The organism is Brevibacterium atlanticum (genome assembly GCF_011617245.1).
Classification (GTDB): domain Bacteria; phylum Actinomycetota; class Actinomycetes; order Actinomycetales; family Brevibacteriaceae; genus Brevibacterium; species Brevibacterium atlanticum.
On record NZ_CP050152.1, the window covers coordinates 844,510 to 861,534 of the forward strand.

Here is a 17,025-nt window from a genome sequence, read left to right on the forward strand (position 1 = left end):
GGTTCGGCGGTGCCGTCTGCGCACTGCCTGCGCGTTCCACTCAGAGCGGCGCCACCACTTTTCAACTATACCGTCCAGACGGTACAGTAGAGTCCATGACGACGACACTCACTCCACAGCTGCGCGCTGGCCGGCGCGAATGGGCCGGCCTGGCTGTGCTCATGATCCCTGTGCTGCTGATCTCCATCGACAACACGGTGCTCGGGTTCGCCATTCCCGCTATCAGTACCGGGCTGCACCCAACCGGGGTGCAGCTGCTGTGGATCGTCGATATCTACCCGCTCATGCTCGCCGGTCTGTTGGTGGCGATGGGCAGCCTCGGTGATCGTGTCGGCCGTCGGAAGCTGCTCATCATCGGATCTGCCGGATTCGGAGCGGCCTCACTGCTCGCTGCGTTCTCGACGTCGGCCGAGATGCTCATTCTCGCCCGCGCCCTGCTCGGTCTCTTCGGCGCCACACTCATGCCTTCGACGCTGTCGCTGATCCGCAATATCTTCTTCCACGACAAGGACCGCCGGATCGCGATCGCCACCTGGGCTGCGATGTTCTCCGGTGGTGCCGCGCTCGGCCCGATCCTCGGCGGCATCCTGCTCGAGCACTTCCACTGGAGCTCGGTATTCTTCATCAACCTGCCGCTGATCGCCCTCTTCATTCCGGCCGCGGCACTGCTTCTGCCCGAATCGCGCGACCCCGACCCTGGTCGTTTCGACCTGTTCTCCATCGTGCTGTCGATGCTCGCCCTCGCCCCACTCGTCTACGCGATCAAACACGCGATGTCCGCAGGCATCGACCTCCTCTTCTGGGCCAGCCTGTCCGTGGCGATCGTCGCCGGAGCGAGCTTCGTGCTCCGCCAGCTGGCCACGCCGAATCCGATGCTCGACGTCAGACTCTTCACCAACCGAGTCTTCACCTCGGCGGTGGCCTCGAACCTGCTGAGCGTCATGGGGTTGGCCGGATTCCTCTACTTCGGCACCCAGCTGCTTCAGCTCGTGCTCGGCCTCTCACCGGTCGAGGCGGCTTTCGTACTCATCCCGGGGCTGGCCACCTCGATCGCGGCCGGCTACCTCGCCGTGCCGATCGTCGCGCGTTTCGAGCCGCGGGTCGTCGTGCCGTGCGCGCTGGCACTCAATGCGATCGGGATGGGCATCGTCGCCTTCGTGCCCGAACATTCGGTGGCAGGCATGCTGCTGGCCTTCCTCATCCTCGGCATCGGTCTCGGCGCGGCCGAGGTCATCACGAACGACCTCATCCTCGCCGCAGTGCCGGCGCACAAAGCGGGTGCCGCCTCGGCGATATCGGAGACCGCCTACGAATTCGGGTCGGTGCTCGGCACCACCGTCCTCGGGGGACTGTCGACCTTCGTCTACGGATCCGCGCTGCAGTCGGCGATCGGGGACCGAGCAAGCAGTTCGGAGTTCGATACGCTCGGCTCCGCCCTCGAGCACGCTGAAAGGATGACCGCGATCGCAGGGGAGCGGATCACCGAGGCGGCTGTGAACGCCTTCGACCTCGGCGTGCAGTGGGCCGCAGGTGCCGCTGTCGTCCTCGTCCTCATCGCCGCGGTGCTCACGAGCTTCGGGCTCAAGGGAGCGGATCGCCTTATGCCCGGCAGCGCCGGCCAGGACGCATAGGCGGCGACGGGTGACCTTCGGCACCCGGCGGCCGGGGCCGGCGTCCTCGTTCAAGACGGCGCTCTTCTGTCGAACCGTGCACCTATCGACGGTTGTCGCTGCCGCTTGAACGAGGCGGGGAGGGTGCGCTCAGCCAGCTGCCGCAGGTATGACGAAGGCGGCCGACCCCATGATGGGATCGGCCGCCTTCTGCGCTGTGGCTCAGCCCTGCGAGACTCAGCTCTGTGACGAAGTCGCCGAAGCGGGGGCCTTCTGCGCCGCGACCTTCTGCCGCCGGCGCGCCAGTACCCGGCCGACGCCGGTGTAGATGAGCGCAGCGATGAGGACGACGTAGATGACGACCGTGATCGGCGAGGACACGAGTGTCGACGCATGACCGCCGGAGGCCAGCAGGGCGTCGCGCAGACTCGACTCGGCGAGCGGTCCGAGCACCATGCCGATCATCAGCGGGGCCAGCGGCACACCGTAGCGCTTGAGCACGAAGCTGATGATGCCGATGGCCAGTAGGATCAGCAGCTCGAACGTCGACGACGAGGTCGCATAGATGCCCAGGCCGCAGAAGACCGCGATGCCGCCGTAGAGGTACGGGTCCGGGATCTTCAGCAGCTTCGCCCACAGGGGAGCGAACGGCAGGTTGATGATGAGCAGCACGATCATCGCGACGAAGAAGCTGGCCAGCAGGCCCCAGACGAGCTCGGGCGAGCGGTCGAAGAGCAGCGGGCCGGGTTGGATGCCGTACTGACGGAACGCCGCGAGCATGATCGCCGCCGTCGCCGAGATCGGCAGACCCAGAGCCAACAGCGCACCCATGGCGATGCCCGTCGTCGCCGAACCGGCAGCCTCGGGGCCGGCCAGACCGCGGATCGCACCCTTGCCGAACTGCGGATCCTTCCGGCGGGAGTCGAGCTTGCGCTCGAGACCATAGGCCATGAACGTCGGCACATCGGCACCGCCGACGGGGATGACACCGAAGGGCAGACCGATCGCGGTGCCGCGCAGCCACGCCGGCAGCGCCTCGCCGACCTCTTTGCGGGAGAGGAACGGGCGCCCCGATGAATTGATCGTGTTGTCCTTCGCCTCACGGCGGATCCGGGAGGCGATGAAGAACACCTCTCCGAGGGCCAGCACACCCACGGTCACCGTGACCAGAGAGACACCGTCGAAGAGCTCGGGAACGCCGAAGGTGAAGCGCTCCGTACCCGAGACCGAGTCGATGCCGATGACGGTGAAGCCGATGCCCAGAACCAGTGCCATGAGACCCTTGAGCACAGAGTCGGCGACCACCGAGGAGGTGGCGACGAAGGCGAAGAGCGCAAGGGCGAAGAACTCGGCCGGGCCGAAGCTCGTCGACAGATCCGCCAGCGCTGGAGCGACGAAGACGACGAGGCAGCAGGAGATGAACCCGCCGATGAAGGCGCCGATCGCGGCCGTGGCGAGTGCCTGCGGTGCTCGGCCCGCCTTGGCCATCTTGTGGCCTTCGAAGGTCGACGCGATCGCCGAGGCCTGACCCGGAGTGTTCATGAGGATGGCCATCGTCGAGTCGCCGAAGAGACCACCGAAGTAGACACCGGCGAACATGATGAACGCACCCGTGGGGTCGAGCGCGAAGGTCATCGGCAGCAGCAGCGCCACCGCCATCGACGATCCGAGACCCGGCAGCACGCCTACGGCGGTACCGAGGAAGCAGCCGACGAGCACCCACAGCAGGTTCATCGGAGTCAGGGCGTGTGAGAAGCCCTCGAAGAGGGACATGAGAGCGTCCATATCAGAACCCGCCTCCCAGAATTCCCGAAGGAAGGTTGAGCCCCAGCAGCACCGAGAAGGCGATGTAGACCAGGGACGAGAACGTCAGTGCCAGCGTGAGGTCGAACAGGGGCTTCTTCGAGCCCATCGACCGGGCTACACACCAGAACAGGAGCGCGGCGGCGATGATCCAGCCGGCGAATTCGAGTATGAGGGCGAAGGCTGCGAAACCGCCGGCGCCCCAGGCCAGGGATACGAAGTCTGAGTGCGTGCGGTGCTTCGCATCGGCTGCCCGCGCCGCGGCCAGCGCCCGTCGGTCATCCTCGGATTCGTCCTCCTCATGCGGGGACAGGCGAGAGGCCGCCACCGCCGAGGTGACCGGAGTCGAGAACGCCGTGTCCTCTTCGGCCTCAGCCGGTACATCGTCGGCGACGTCGACCGGTTCGGGGTTGCGGATATACGCGATGACCAACAGGACCGTGAGCACGTAGCCTGCGATCATGATGATCATCGGGAAGAACTGCGGCCCCGGTTTATCGGCATCCTCGGCGACCTCCATGGTCAGCAGCCCGACGAGCAGATAGGTCGAGAACGCGCCCATGATGAGCGGAACGAGCAGTCCCGACCGGCCCTGCCACCAGGTCCCTGCGCCGAGGTGGCCCGTCCTGGCCGTGTTCGTCTTCGTCTGCGTGCTCACAGTCCCAGCTCCTTCAGCAGCTTCTCCACCCGGGAGGTGTCCTCCTTGATGAACTCGGCGAATTCGTCGCCGGTCAGCCACACATCGGTCCATTGGTTCCGATCGAGGGCGTCCTTCCATGCGTCGCTGTCGCGGGTCTTCCCCAGCACCTCGAGCAGCTGGGAGGATTCGTCGCCGGTGATGTCCGGGGCGCCGAGCCAGCCGCGCCAGTTCGTCAGCGTGACCTTGTAGCCCTGCTCGGACATGGTGGGCACATCCTCGAAGCCCTTGACGCGTTCGGGAGCGGCCACGCCGATGGCCTTGACCCGTCCGGCGTCGATCTGGTCGGAGACCTCGTTGAAGCCGCAGGAGGCGAAGTCGGTCGTGCCCGAGAGCAGCGTCTGGATCGCCTCACCGCCGCCGGACTTCGGAATGTAGGTGATGTCCGAGGCGGGGATCTTGCCGAGCAGGGCGAGTTGGGCGATGGTCAGGTGGTCGACGGATCCGGCCGAGCCGCCCGTCCACACGAAGTCCTTCGGCTTCTGCTTCCACGCCGCAATGACATCGTCGATCGTGTCGTAAGGGGCATCGGCGGCAGTGATGAGCACGTCGTAGTCCTCGGCCACCCGCGCGAGCAGGGTGGTGTCGTCATAGCCGACGGGGGACTTGTTGAGTGCGATGCCGCCGGTCATGGCGGTGCCGGTCGCCAGGATCGTATCGGCCTGACCGTGCATGGTCGAGAACTTGCCGAGGCCGATGGTGCCGCCGGCCCCGGGGATGTTGACGACCTGCGCATTGTTGGCCAGGGCGGTCACGCGCATGGACTGCTGGGTCTCACGGGCGAAGCCGTCCCAACCGCCGCCGGCGCCGGCCGGGGCGATGAGCGTGAGATTCGAGGTCAGATCGCCCTTCGCCGAGGCGGCCCTGACCGAGTAGGTCGTCGCCGTTCCGATCGCGGCCAGAGCGATCGCCCCGTAGGCGATGCGACCGAACATGCGACGCGTGGGATGTGAGGGAGGAGAGGATTCGGAATCCTCGGGAGGTGGCGCCTTTGGCACGGACTTCTCCTTTGAAGACAAGTGTGATGTGAGACTCACCTTAAAGGTCGCTGGGCGGGGACAGCGAGGTTGTGCTCACTCAGCGCATTCTGCTCATTGATTGCGTTGTGTGCATTCTGCGCGATGGATGATTGTCGCCGCACTCGCCGCTCGTCGCTCACTTACCGCTCACTTATCGCTGCGGCGGAAAATCTCGTCGTGGGAGGCGTGATCTTCGACCGCAGCGGTAAGTGAGGATCATTGCAGTCGCTAGGGTAGGGGCATGACGCACTCCGATTCTCAACAGGCAGGCTCCACGGTGGGCTCCAGCAACGATGCCGACTCCAGCAACGATGCCGACTCCAAGACCGGCGCTGGTGTGACGCCCACCTCGGCGCCTGTGGCCAAGAAGGTCCCCGTCGAACGCACCCACCACGGACACACCTTCGTCGACGACTACGAGTGGCTGCGGGAGAAGGAGTCGCCGGAGGTCATCGCCCACCTCGAAGCCGAGAACGCCTGGACGAAAGCGCGGACGAACCATCTCGAGGGACTGCAGGAGTCGATCTTCACCGAGATCAAGACCCGCATCAAGGAGACGGATATGTCCGTGCCGAGCCGGCGCGGTAGCTTCTGGTACTTCTCCCGCACCAAGGCCGGACTCGACTATGGCATCAGCGTCCGTGTGCCCGTCACCGGGCCCGACGACTGGACCCCACCGGAGGTCGGCGAGGATGCGCTTCCCGGCGAAGAGGTCGTGTTCGACTCGAACGTCGCGGCCGAGGGGCAGGAGTTCTTCGCACTCGGATCCTTCTCGCTCTCCGACGACGGCAGCCGACTGCTCTACGGCGTCGACACCAGCGGCGACGAACGCTACACCCTGCGACTGCGCGACCTCGCCACCGGGGCCGACCTCACCGACACGATCGAGGGCACCTTCGCCGGAGCATCCCTCGACCCGACCGGGCAATACGTCTTCTACACCACCGTCGACGATGCCTGGCGGCCCGAAAAGGTCTGGCGCCACCTCGTCGGCACCGACAGCAGCGACGACGTGTGCATCTTCGACGAGCCCGATGAGCGCTACTTCGTCGGCGCGGGCTTCACCCGCTCGGGCAAATACCTCTTCGTCGTCACCGGTTCGAAGACCACCACCGGCTACTGGAGTCTCGACGCCAGTGACCTCGAAGCCGAACCGCAGGCCGTCTGGCCTCGCGTCGACGGTGTCGAATACAACGTCGAACACGCCGTCATCGGCGGTGAGGACCGGTTCCTCATCACCCACAACCGCAACCGCGCCGACTTCGAACTCATCGACGTCCCTGTCGCTGAACCCACCGCATCTGGCCGACCCGTCATCGACGGCATCGACGGTCTGCGCCTCGAAGACGTCGATGCCTTCGCCGACTTCATTGCGATCAGCTACCGTCGCGGGGGCTTCGCCCGGGTCGGCACCGTCCGCCTCACCACACCCGCCGGCGATGACGCAGCGTCGACCAGCACTTCCCCCTTCGGTCCGCTGCGTGAGCTGCCCTTCGACCGGGAGACCGGCACCCTCGGACTCGCGGGCAACCCTGAGTTTGCGCAGACGAGCATCCGAGTGCTCTTCACCTCCATGTCCACACCGACTGTGATCTATCAGCACAGCATCGCAGACGGCACTGACACGGTCCTCAAGCGCCAGCCCGTGCTCGGCTCCGTCGAGCTCAGCGCCTACGACGAGGCTCTGCTGTGGGCCGCTGCCGAGGACGGGACACAGGTTCCGATCTCACTGGTCTATCGCAAGGACCTCGTTCCGCTCACCACCTCGGCGAACGATGCCGGGGCGACCACCTCGGCGAATGAGCCGGAACCGGTCCCCGTCGCGCCTGCACCGCTCGTCCTCTACGGCTACGGCTCGTACGAGGCGAGCATGGATCCGTACTTCTCCGTCAGTCGGCTCTCGCTGCTCGACCGCGGAGTCGTCTTCGCGATCGCACACGTCCGCGGCGGCGGGGAGATGGGGCGGCACTGGTACGACCAGGGCAAGACCACGACGAAGCGGAACACGTTCACGGATTTCATCGACGTTGCCGGCCACCTCGTCGACACGGGCTGGACCGCACCGGAGACACTCGTCGCCACGGGCGGTTCCGCGGGTGGACTGCTCATGGGCGCGGTGGCGAATATGGCACCGGAACTCTTCGCCGGCATCAGCGCGCACGTGCCGTTCGTCGACGCTCTCACCTCGATCCTCATGCCCGAACTGCCGCTGACCGTCATCGAATGGGAGGAATGGGGTGACCCCCTGCACGACCCGGAGGTCTATGAGTACATGCGCTCGTACTCCCCGTATGAGAACATCGCCGAGGTGGCCTACCCGAAGATCCTGGCCGTGACCTCCCTCAACGACACCCGGGTCCTCTACGTGGAGCCGGCGAAATGGGTGGCGCGTCTGCGCGAGGTCGGCGCCGACGTCCTGCTCAAGACCGAGATGGTCGCCGGACACGGCGGTGCCTCGGGCCGCTACGACACGTGGAAGGACACCGCGTTCGACTTCGCATGGATCCTCGACGTGCTCGGCCGATCGGACGTCGAGATCGAACCATGAGGTGAGCATCTTCACGCCCGTACTTTACCTTCCGGATGGTAAAGTGGCGGCGTGAAGACGACGACACGTGAACGCATCCTCGAGGCGGCGAAGACCCTCGCCGAAGACAACGGCACCATCCAGGGCGTGACGATCTCGCTCGAGTCGGTCGCACAGGCAGCAGGCCTGACCAAACCGGGGCTGATGTATCACTTCCCGTCGAAGGAAGCGCTCATGCTCGGCCTCGTCGACCATGCCGCCGCGCACTGGGCTCAGATGCTGAGCGAGCACACCGGACGACCGGCCGAGGAACTCTCGAGCTTCGAGCGCCATCGTGCCTACGTCGCCGTCGCCACCACCGTCGAAGTCTCCCGAGCCGACTACTGGATCTTCTCCGACGCGCTCTACCACCCGACACTGGCGCAGGCCTGGAGAGACCACCTCGGCCCCTGGTTCGACGTCGAGGGTCTCGACCCGACCGTCGTTTCGCTGCTCACTGCGGCTCGCTTCTGCGCCGACGGCGCGTGGATGTCCGAAGCCACCGGAGTCTTCCCCGCCGCCGATCTCGTCCCGGTGCGCGAGCATGCGCTCGGCCTCATCGACACCGCCGAGCAGGAGGGCACCGGATGAGCCCCCGCCGACTCCTGCTCCTCGCGGCGGCGATCCTCGCCGAGGTGGCCGCCACCCTGATGCTGCGCGCCTCCGTCGCCGATCCGATCTGGATCCCCGGAATCGTCGTCCTCTACGCCACCGCGTTCTTCATCCTCGGCCTCACCCAGCGACTCGGGATGCCCCTCGGCGCGGTCTACGCCACTTGGTCGGCCAGCGGGGTCGCCCTCGTCGCCATGCTCGGGGTGGTGTTCTTCGGAGAGCTGCTGAGCATCAGTGCGATCATCGGCATCGCCGTCATCATCATCGGCGTCATCCTCGTCGAATCCGGCAGCCCCGAGGCACACGAGACAGCTGAGGCGGAGGTGGCCGAATGAGTTGGGTCTGGCTCGCTCTGTCCATCCTCAGCGAGGTCGCGGGTACCCTGTGTCTGCGCGCCAGCGCCGGACTGCAGCGCAGGATCTGGTTCATCCCCGTGGCCATCAGCTACACCGCGGCCTTCCTGCTCCTCGGCCGCACACTCGCCGCCGGCATGCCGCTCGGCGTCGCCTACGGCCTGTGGGCCGCATGCGGCGTGGCCCTGGTCTGCCTGCTCTCGCGCGTGATCTGGAAGGACCCGCTGACGCGTCGCGCGCTCATCGGCATCGGCTGCATCGTCGTCGGCGTCATCCTCGTCGAAGCCGGATGACCCCGCCCGCGAGGCTCTCAAGAGGTGCCCCCGAGGCGGCGCTGACTGTCAGCGCAGAACCGTCCTGTCTCGTGTGTGAAGAAAACCTTTGAGAAGCTCTCAGCGAACTGTTATCGTCCGAAACTATGGCACACAGAGGTTTCACCGCGGCACCCGACCGCGGTCGAACCCGTCCGAACAGCGCCGCTCCACGCCCGACACAGGGCTATGCCAACGATTCGTGGGAAGGCGCGGCGATCGGATGGTGCGGCAGCGAACCCTGAGCGATCCGGGAACTTTCGATCATCCGTCATGTCTGATCTCCAGTCACTCCTGCGAATGAGAAAGGGCCATCGCCTATGTCCGATGACTCCACCCCCGGATCCGAGGAACACTCCTCGGATGTGAGACCGTCCGCTTCCGCGGACGACAACGCCGAACGGGCGAACTCCGCCCGCACCGACTCGACTGCGTCCGCGCCCGATGCCGCCGAGGCACAGCCGAACGACCGCCGCGTCTCCCGCGAGCGGATCAAGGCCGACGCCCGTCGAGTCGGTGCCGACGCCAAGCGCGTCAGCCGTGAGACCGGCAAACGCCTCGGCAAACTCGACTACGCACGTCCGCGGTACCCCTACGGCGAGAGCCCCCAGGACGGCACCTCGACCGAGACGAACACCGAGACGAACACGCAGTACCCGCACAACACCCACCCGATCCTCGTACCCGGGATCGCCATCGACGAGCAGCGTCGTCGGTACTCCCTCGACAAGGTGATCTTCGCGATCGCCGGTTCGCTGACGGTGGCCTTCGTCATCTGGGGGATCACGGATTCGGGCAGCGTCGCCTCGGTGGCGAAGGCGGCGTATGACTGGTCGACGATGAACGTCGGCTGGTTCTTCAACGTCGTCGCGATCGTCATCCTCGTCGCCCTCCTCATCCTCGCGTTCTCGCCCTACGGCAAGATCCCGCTGGGCAAGGACAGCGAGAAGGCCGAGTTCAGCACCTTCTCCTGGGTCGCGATGCTCTTCGCGGCGGGCATCGGCATCGGCGTGCTCTTCTTCGGGCCCTCCGAACCGCTCACCTACTTCATCAGCCCGCCGCCGCTGACGAACGACCCGGAGACGACCGAAGCCCTCCACGGCGCGATGGCACAGACCTACTTCCACTGGGGCTTCCACGCGTGGGCGATGTATGCGCTGGTCGGCGGTGCGATCGCCTACGCCGCCTACCGGCGCGGACGTTCCCTGCTGCTGTCCTCGATCTTCGTCTCCCTCTTCGGCAAACGGCAGACCGAGGGCTTCGCCGGCAAGCTCGTCGACATCTTCGCCATCGTCGCCACGCTCTTCGGCACGGCGGCAGCACTCGGCATCGCGGCGATGCAGATCGGCACGGGCGTGAGCATCGTCTCCGGGGCGGGACCGATGACGAACAACATGCTCGTCGTCATCATCCTCGTGCTCACCATCGGCTTCATCATCTCCGCGGTCTCGGGTGTCTCGAAGGGCATCCGATACCTGTCGTCGATCAACATCATCCTCACAGTCGGCATCGTCGCGCTCGTGCTCTTCCTCGGTCCGACCCTCTTCCTGCTCAACCTGCTGCCCTCGTCGCTCATGGAGTACTTCGGCTCCCTCTTCGACCTCATGGGGCGGTCTTTGTCGTGGGGCAGCGAGACGCAGGAGTTCCAGTCGGTGTGGACCGTGTACTACTGGGCCTGGTGGATATCCTGGTCGCCGTTCGTCGGCACCTTCATCGCCCGCATCTCCCGCGGCCGCTCCATCCGCCAGTTCATCCTCGGCACGATCTTCATTCCCTCGACCCTGCTCTTCGTCGCCTACGGGATCATGGGCGGGACCTCGATCTCGATGTACCGTGACGGTGCAGCCGGATTCAGCGACAGCATGGAAGCCCCCGAGGTGTTCTTCACCCTCATCGACAACCTGCCCTACGTCGAATGGCTGCCCTTCGTGGCGATCATCGTCCTCGCGATCTTCTTCATCACCTCCGCCGACTCCGCCTCGGTGGTCATGGGCATGCTCGCCAGCCGTGGTGACCAAGAACCGAGGAAGTGGGTCGTCGTGTTCTGGGGCCTCGTGATGTCCGGCATCGCCGTCGTCATGCTCCTCCTGGGAGATGCAAGCGCGCTCGAAGGTCTCCAACAGCTCGTCATCGTCACAGCCGTGCCGTTCGCGGTCATCATGCTCTTCATCATCTTCGCGTGGTTCAAGGAGCTGCGGACGGATCCGCTCGCGCTGCGACGGCAGTACGCGCTCAATGCCGTCGACAACGCCGTCGTCGACGGTGCCGACCGCTACGGCGACGACTTCGCCCTCCAGGTCGTGCCCACCGAGCCCGGCGACGGTGCGAACGGGAGCATCGACTCCGAGCACGAGGACTACACCGACTGGTACCAGCGCACCGACGAGAACGGCGACCCCGTCGGCTACGACTACGAGACCGGAACCTGGGACGACGGCTGGACCCCCGACCCCGAGGTAGCCGATTCCGACTCCGCCCCCGAATCCCGCTCCTGACCGAAAAGAGAACCACCATGACCACCCCGAATATCATCGTCATCCAAGCCGACCAGATGGCGGCGCAATCCCTCGGCTGCTACGGCGACCAGGCGGCACTGACCCCGAACATGGACGCGCTGGCCGCCGAAGGTGCGGTCTTCGACCGCGCCTACTGCAACACTCCGCTGTGCGCACCGTCGCGGGCATCGATGATGACCGGTCGGATGCCCGCCGACGTCGACTGCCTCGACAACGGCGACGACTTCGCAGCCTCGGTGCCGACCTTCGCCCACCGGCTGCGCACGCTCGGCTACCACACGGCGCTCATCGGGCGCATGCACTTCATCGGCCCCGATCAGCACCACGGATTCGAACAGCGCCTGACCACCGACGTCTACCCGGCCGACCTCGACATGGTCCCCGACTGGAACCGTCCGCTGGAAGAGAAGCTCCAGTGGTACCACGAAGCCGACCCCGTGTTCACCGCCGGCGCGGCGACGGCGAACGTGCAGCAGGACTTCGACGATGAGGTGATCTTCAGAACCCTGCGCCACCTCAACGATCGCAAACGCGCGAACCAGGCGGCCGGGACCGATCAGCCGTTCCTCATGGTCACCTCGTTCATCCACCCGCACGACCCGTATGAGCCGCCGAAGGCCAACTGGGATCGATTCGCCGAGGTGGACATCCCCGATCCCGCCCACCCCGAGGTCCCCGATGCCGCCGCGGATCCGCACAGCCACCGGCTGCGCACGATGTGCGGCCTCGACCAGCGGGAACCCGGCATCGAGGACGTGCGCCGGGCCCGCCGTGCCTACTATGCGGCCGTGAACTACATCGACGACCACGTCGGTGCGATCAGGCAGCGACTCGAGGAGCTCGACCTTCTCAAGAACACCGTCATCATCGTCACCAGCGACCACGGCGACATGCTGGGGGAGAAGGGGCTGTGGTTCAAGATGTCACCCTACGAGCGGTCCTCGCGGGTGCCGATCATCATGAACGGACCCGCCGAGGTGGTCGCCCCCGGCCGCTACGGCAACCCGGTCAGCCTCGTCGACCTCGCACCCACCCTGGTCGAGATCGCCCGCGGGGGTGCGAACGGTGCGGGTGATGCGGAACGCACGGCCACCTCGGTGATCGATGAGGGCCTCGTCGGAACGTCTCTGCTCGAATCGGCCCGCCGAGAGGCCGCCGGTGAGCTCGGCGCTGAGGACCGAGACGTCGTCATCGAATACTTCGCCGAGGGCACCTACCGTCCGCAGGTCACCCTCGTGCGCGGGGATAGCAAGCTGACCCTGTGCCCGGGCGATCCGGAGCTGCTCTTCGATCTCGCCGCGGATCCGGACGAACTGGTCAACCGTGCCGAGGATCCTGCCTACGCCGAGACGCTGGCGGCGATGCGCGCCGAACTCGAATCGCGCTACGACCTCGACCACCTCGAAGAGCATGTGCTCGGCTCACAGCGCAGCCGACAGCTCGTCGCCGATGCGCTCAAGGTGGGCACGGTCCGGCATTGGGACTTCGACCCCGAGCCCGAGCACGGCTACGTACGCGGGGATTTCTGGTCGGCCTTCCGCTTCGGGAAGATCCCCGCCTCCGACGGCTGAGCGGAGGTCGGCTGCGCGGCAGGGCGATCACGGTGAGGCTGCCTCGGCCGACAATTCATCTGCGCTTGGGCGAGTTGTCGGTCACACCCTCAGATTCCGGTGGCATCATTCGGAGTAGGAGGGATGCCATGACCAACTTCGAGTGGACATCTGAAGTCCCGCTGGGCGCGGAGACCACGTACGACTGGCATGCTCAGCCGGGTGCTCTGACCAGACTCTCACCGCATTGGGCGCAGGAGATCGTCGAGGAGAGTTATCCTCCGATCGCCCCCGGCTCGGTGGCGCAGGTGAAGACGAGCGTGCCCGGGACCTACGGCCTCGTGCGGCGACCCTTCAGCTCGGTGCATTCGGAAGGACCATCGCGGTTCTCCTTCGTCGACGAGCTGAAGAAGGGGCCGTTGAGCCAGTGGAAGCACACGCACGAATTCACCTCGGTGGCGGGCGGAACGAAGATCGACGACCACGTTGCATTCTCCATGGCACCGCAGGGCTTCGACGTCGTCGATCGCGGCCTCACCCGCTACCTCGAGGTCACCTTCGAGGCTCGGCACCGGCGGATGCTCATGGACATCGACTTCCTCGAGTCCACGAACGCGCCCCTGCTGACCAGGAAGAAGGGGAAGCGCATCCTCATCGCCGGCGGCAGCGGTCTGATCGGCCGGCAGGTGGCCGCACTGTTCTCCACCGCCGGACATTTCGTCCGACTCCTCGTGCGCGAGACCCCGAAGTTCCCGTATGAGGTGCACTGGAATCCAGACCTGGGAATCCTCAACCCGCGGGACCTCGCGTGGGCGGATGCGGTGGTCCACCTCGGCGGGCGCTCGATCGCCACGCGGTTCACCAAACATGCGAAGGACGAGATCTGGTCCTCGCGCATCGACTCGACGAGGCTGCTCGTCGAAACGATGCGCAGCCTGCCCGAGGCCAAGCGGCCCTCGGCCTTCGTCTGCGCCTCGGCAGTCGGTTACTACGGGTCGAAGGCCGACGAGCCGGTCGACGAATCGGGGCCGGTCGGCGATGGATTCCTCGCCGAGGTGTGCCAGAAGTGGGAAGAGACCGCGGCGGGAGTCGAGGACTCCGGGATCCGGCGCGTGTCGATCCGCACCGGAGTCGTGCTCAGCTCATTGGGCGGGCTGCTCAGACTGCAGGCGCCGCTGTTCCTCGCCGGCGCCGGCGGTCGCTTGGGCAGCGGTGAGCAGGCCCTGGCTTGGATCTCCCTCGACGACGTGGCCCGCGCCTATGTGCACGCGGTGCTCTATGACTATGTGCGCGGTCCGGTCAATGCCGTCGCTCCCGAGCTCGTGTCGCAGGCTGAATTCGCCGAGGCGCTCGCCGCCCACCTGCGCCGACCCGCGTGGATTCCGACGCCCGGTTTCATCACCGAGCTCATGCTCGGCCGTGACGGGGCGAAGGAACTCGCCCTGGCTGATCAGCGGGTGGTGCCGGAGAAGCTGCAGGAGACCGGCTATCGCTTCGCCCAGCCGACGCTGTCGGACTGCTTCGACGAGGAGCTCGGCCACGGGGCGTGAGAGTCCCTCGCAGTTGCCCGCAGATGCAGAAGTCCCCTCCGCTCGGTTCACCAACCGAACGGAGGGGACGTCAGTTTCTGGAGGTTCTGCTGATTGAGCTCTGTTTACTGAGCTCCGTCTGCAGATCCGGGTCAGAAGCGCTTCGAGGCGATCTCCGCACCTTCGGTCAGCGACTGCAGCTTGGCAACAGCGATCTCTGGGTGAACGCGTCCGCCCAGGCCGCAGTCGGTGGAGGCGACGACGTTCTCGGGGCCGACGAGCTTGGCGAATCGGCCGATGCGTTCGGCGACGAGTTCGGGATGCTCGACGACGTTGGTCGCGTGGGAGACGATGCCCGGGATGATGTACTTGCCCTCGGGCAGCTTCTTCTCCTCCCAGATCCGCCATTCATGTTCGTGACGGACGTTTGCGGCTTCGAAGGTGATGCCGGCGGCATTGAGCGTGAGCACCTGGTCGACGATCTCGGCGAACGGCAGGTCGGTGACGTGCGGTCCGTGCCAGGAACCCCAGCAGGTGTGGATGCGGACCTGAGCCGGCTCGATGCCGCGCAGTGCATGGTTGAGTGCGTCGATGCGCACCTGAATGAACTTCCGGTAGTCGTCGAACGACGGTTCCGGATTGATCTGGTCGAAGTTCTCGGCCAGGGAGGGATCGTCGATCTGGACGGTCAGCCCCGCCTCGGTGATGGCGAGGTATTCCTCACGCAGCACATCGGCCCAGGCCCAGATGAACTCCTCATCGGACGTGTAGTACTCATTGGCGATGCGGGACGCCGAGCCGGGGGACAGCGCATTGATGTAGCCGGCGCGCTCGTCGTAACCGGCGGCGGCGAGGCCGGCCTTGAGGTTGGCGATGTCACTGGCGACCTGCTCCTGGCCGATGTAGGAGATCGGACCGGTGGCCTTGGGGAACTGGGGCTGCTGCCCGGTGTCGGTGCCCGCCTCGGCGTCGGAGTAGACGTTCGGGAAGAGGTTGCGGTCGCGGCGATCGCCGAAGCTCGTGAGCACGGGATTGCCCGGTTCGGAGCGGACGGCCGGGGCATCCCACTTGTCGACGTCGTCGAGTTCGAGCCCGCCGGTGCGGGTGAACGAGTAGTGCCACCATGCGCCGTAGTCGAAATCGGCGGACATGGCGTGGCCGTATTCGCCGTCGTTGGGAAGCGAGATGCCGAGATCCTTCTGGCGCTTGACGAGGTCGGTCACGCTGGCGGCCAGCAGCTCGTCGAACTCACGCGTCTGCTCCTCGGTGACCTCCTCGCCGGCGAGGCGAGCGGTGTACTGGGCGTGTTTGACCTTGTTCGCCTCGATGAGTTCGGGGGTGCGGGGTAAGGATCCTGCGTGGGATGTGCGAATCGTCGCCATGTCTGACTCCTCTGGTCGATCGTGCAGTTCGGCCGCGGCGGTTGTGCCGCAGCAGTCCCCTTCAGGCAATCACATTCGTGATCGCGCATGTGTGCTCCCTGTCATCTTGGGTCACGTGTGCCGGCGGTGTTCTGCGGTTGGAACATCGTGCGCAATCGCCGCTGGTGGATCCTATTGATCGGTGTCGTCCTCGCTGTCGGCGCTCACTGTGGCCCGCATGTTCATCGTCAATGGCCCCTCCGCGCTCATGTCACCCAGCGGGGCGCTGGCCGCGGCGACTAGGCAGCGCGGCTCATCCTCGATCGGCGGCAAAGCAGACTCGGCCCGCTCCTTCATCTCAACAGAGCCAGGATCCGAACTGCCAGGAGAACCAGCGGCCCTACTGATCCCGGCATCGCAGCTGGCGTCACGAATCATCGGCTGGGCGGAACTCGCTGATGTGATGGGAGGACCGACTATTCTTTTGAGCTGACTGAACTGTCAAGCGACGGGATGCAGGGCGCGCTCGATGGCAGAGGCTGTGACGAGCAGACGCGTGCCGTAAAGTTCGCCGAGGTCGCTGCTGACTCTGGCCACGGGAGCCACAATGCAGACGGCGCCGAGAAGCCCGTCACCGGAATGGATCGGAGCGCTGATGCTGGTCAGCCCGGGAGTGCGCTCCGAGACGGTGAGCACCCACCCGTCGGTCGAGGTTTCGCCATTGATGACTCGTGCGGCCGTGCCGCCGTCTGCCAAGGGGAGCAGTGTTCCCTCGCGCAGTTCGACGTGGAGCTCCTGTGGGGCTGACTCGCTGACGAGGCACAGTCGGTTAGAGGCACGCGGGACCCAAAGCTGACAGGCTTCTCCCGTGTTCGCGACGAGTTCGCGCAGTGGTCCTCGAGCGATCTGCCCGAGTCCAGAGCTGCCGAACCGTGATCCGAGGCGGAATGAGCCTTCTCGGTCGCGGGCAAGCAGCCCATGTGTGACCATTGCGCGGGCCAGTCGGTGGACTGTGGGGATGGAAAGACTGAGCGAATCGGCAAGCTCCGAAGCCGTCCTCGGGGTCGACTCGCAGATATCGATGATGGCCATGCTCTT

General features: G+C 65.8%; 13 protein-coding genes. 8 read left to right on the top strand and 5 right to left on the bottom strand.

What is annotated here, in order from left to right:
- Window positions 1-95 precede the first annotated feature (95 nt).
- A complete protein-coding gene (locus GUY23_RS03615; protein WP_166969823.1) occupies window positions 96-1,631 on the top strand; it encodes an MFS transporter in 1,536 nt (511 codons plus the stop codon).
- Between the two features lie 216 nt (window positions 1,632-1,847).
- On the opposite strand, the gene GUY23_RS03620 is transcribed toward GUY23_RS03615, so the two are convergent.
- The 3 genes from GUY23_RS03620 to GUY23_RS03630 are packed head-to-tail and all read right to left on the bottom strand — an operon-like array spanning window position 1,848 to window position 5,108.
- Window positions 1,848-3,395 (bottom strand): tripartite tricarboxylate transporter permease, encoded by a 1,548-nt coding sequence (locus GUY23_RS03620; protein ID WP_166969825.1) that lies wholly within the window; start codon window positions 3,393-3,395, stop codon window positions 1,848-1,850.
- Window position 3,396: 1 nt separating this feature from the next.
- Window positions 3,397-4,071 carry a tripartite tricarboxylate transporter TctB family protein gene (locus GUY23_RS03625; RefSeq protein WP_228282717.1) on the bottom strand — a complete coding sequence of 225 codons (675 nt, stop codon included), beginning with the start codon at window positions 4,069-4,071 and terminating at the stop codon, window positions 3,397-3,399.
- The gene (locus GUY23_RS03630) at window positions 4,068-5,108 is read right to left on the bottom strand and encodes a Bug family tripartite tricarboxylate transporter substrate binding protein (RefSeq protein WP_228282719.1); all 1,041 of its coding nucleotides are present in this window, start codon (window positions 5,106-5,108) and stop codon (window positions 4,068-4,070) included. The genes GUY23_RS03625 and GUY23_RS03630 overlap by 4 nt, the downstream gene beginning before the upstream one ends.
- Window positions 5,109-5,370: 262 nt before the next feature.
- Here GUY23_RS03630 and GUY23_RS03635 point away from each other — a divergent pair, with 262 nt between their 5' ends.
- The 7 genes from GUY23_RS03635 (at window position 5,371) to GUY23_RS03665 (ending at window position 14,587) form a co-directional block, all read left to right on the top strand.
- Window positions 5,371-7,677, top strand: a complete 2,307-nt coding sequence (locus GUY23_RS03635; RefSeq protein WP_166969831.1) for a S9 family peptidase — start codon at window positions 5,371-5,373, stop codon at window positions 7,675-7,677.
- A gap of 51 nt (window positions 7,678-7,728) precedes the next feature.
- Window positions 7,729-8,286 carry a TetR/AcrR family transcriptional regulator gene (locus GUY23_RS03640; RefSeq protein ID WP_166969833.1) on the top strand — a complete coding sequence of 186 codons (558 nt, stop codon included), beginning with the start codon at window positions 7,729-7,731 and terminating at the stop codon, window positions 8,284-8,286.
- On the top strand, window positions 8,283-8,642 hold the full coding sequence (locus GUY23_RS03645) for an SMR family transporter (RefSeq protein WP_166969835.1): 360 nt from the start codon (window positions 8,283-8,285) through the stop codon (window positions 8,640-8,642). The genes GUY23_RS03640 and GUY23_RS03645 overlap by 4 nt, the downstream gene beginning before the upstream one ends.
- Window positions 8,639-8,953 carry a DMT family transporter gene (locus tag GUY23_RS03650; RefSeq protein ID WP_166969837.1) on the top strand — a complete coding sequence of 105 codons (315 nt, stop codon included), beginning with the start codon at window positions 8,639-8,641 and terminating at the stop codon, window positions 8,951-8,953. The genes GUY23_RS03645 and GUY23_RS03650 overlap by 4 nt, the downstream gene beginning before the upstream one ends.
- 338 nt (window positions 8,954-9,291) lie before the next feature.
- Entirely contained in the window at window positions 9,292-11,466 is a 2,175-nt protein-coding gene (locus GUY23_RS03655; protein WP_208085459.1) for a BCCT family transporter, read from the top strand.
- A 17-nt stretch (window positions 11,467-11,483) separates the two neighbouring features.
- Complete coding sequence (gene betC / locus GUY23_RS03660) at window positions 11,484-13,058, top strand: choline-sulfatase (RefSeq protein ID WP_166969839.1); 1,575 nt, start codon at window positions 11,484-11,486, stop codon at window positions 13,056-13,058.
- 128 nt (window positions 13,059-13,186) lie between these two features.
- Window positions 13,187-14,587, top strand: a complete 1,401-nt coding sequence (locus GUY23_RS03665; RefSeq protein ID WP_166969841.1) for a TIGR01777 family oxidoreductase — start codon at window positions 13,187-13,189, stop codon at window positions 14,585-14,587.
- A 131-nt stretch (window positions 14,588-14,718) separates the two neighbouring features.
- Here GUY23_RS03665 and GUY23_RS03670 read toward each other — a convergent pair whose 3' ends face one another.
- Entirely contained in the window at window positions 14,719-15,948 is a 1,230-nt protein-coding gene (locus tag GUY23_RS03670) for a cobalamin-independent methionine synthase II family protein (protein WP_166969843.1), read from the bottom strand.
- 480 nt (window positions 15,949-16,428) lie between these two features.
- Window positions 16,429-17,019 (bottom strand): IclR family transcriptional regulator, encoded by a 591-nt coding sequence (locus GUY23_RS03675; protein WP_208085461.1) that lies wholly within the window; start codon window positions 17,017-17,019, stop codon window positions 16,429-16,431.
- Between the last annotated feature and the right edge of the window lie 6 nt (window positions 17,020-17,025).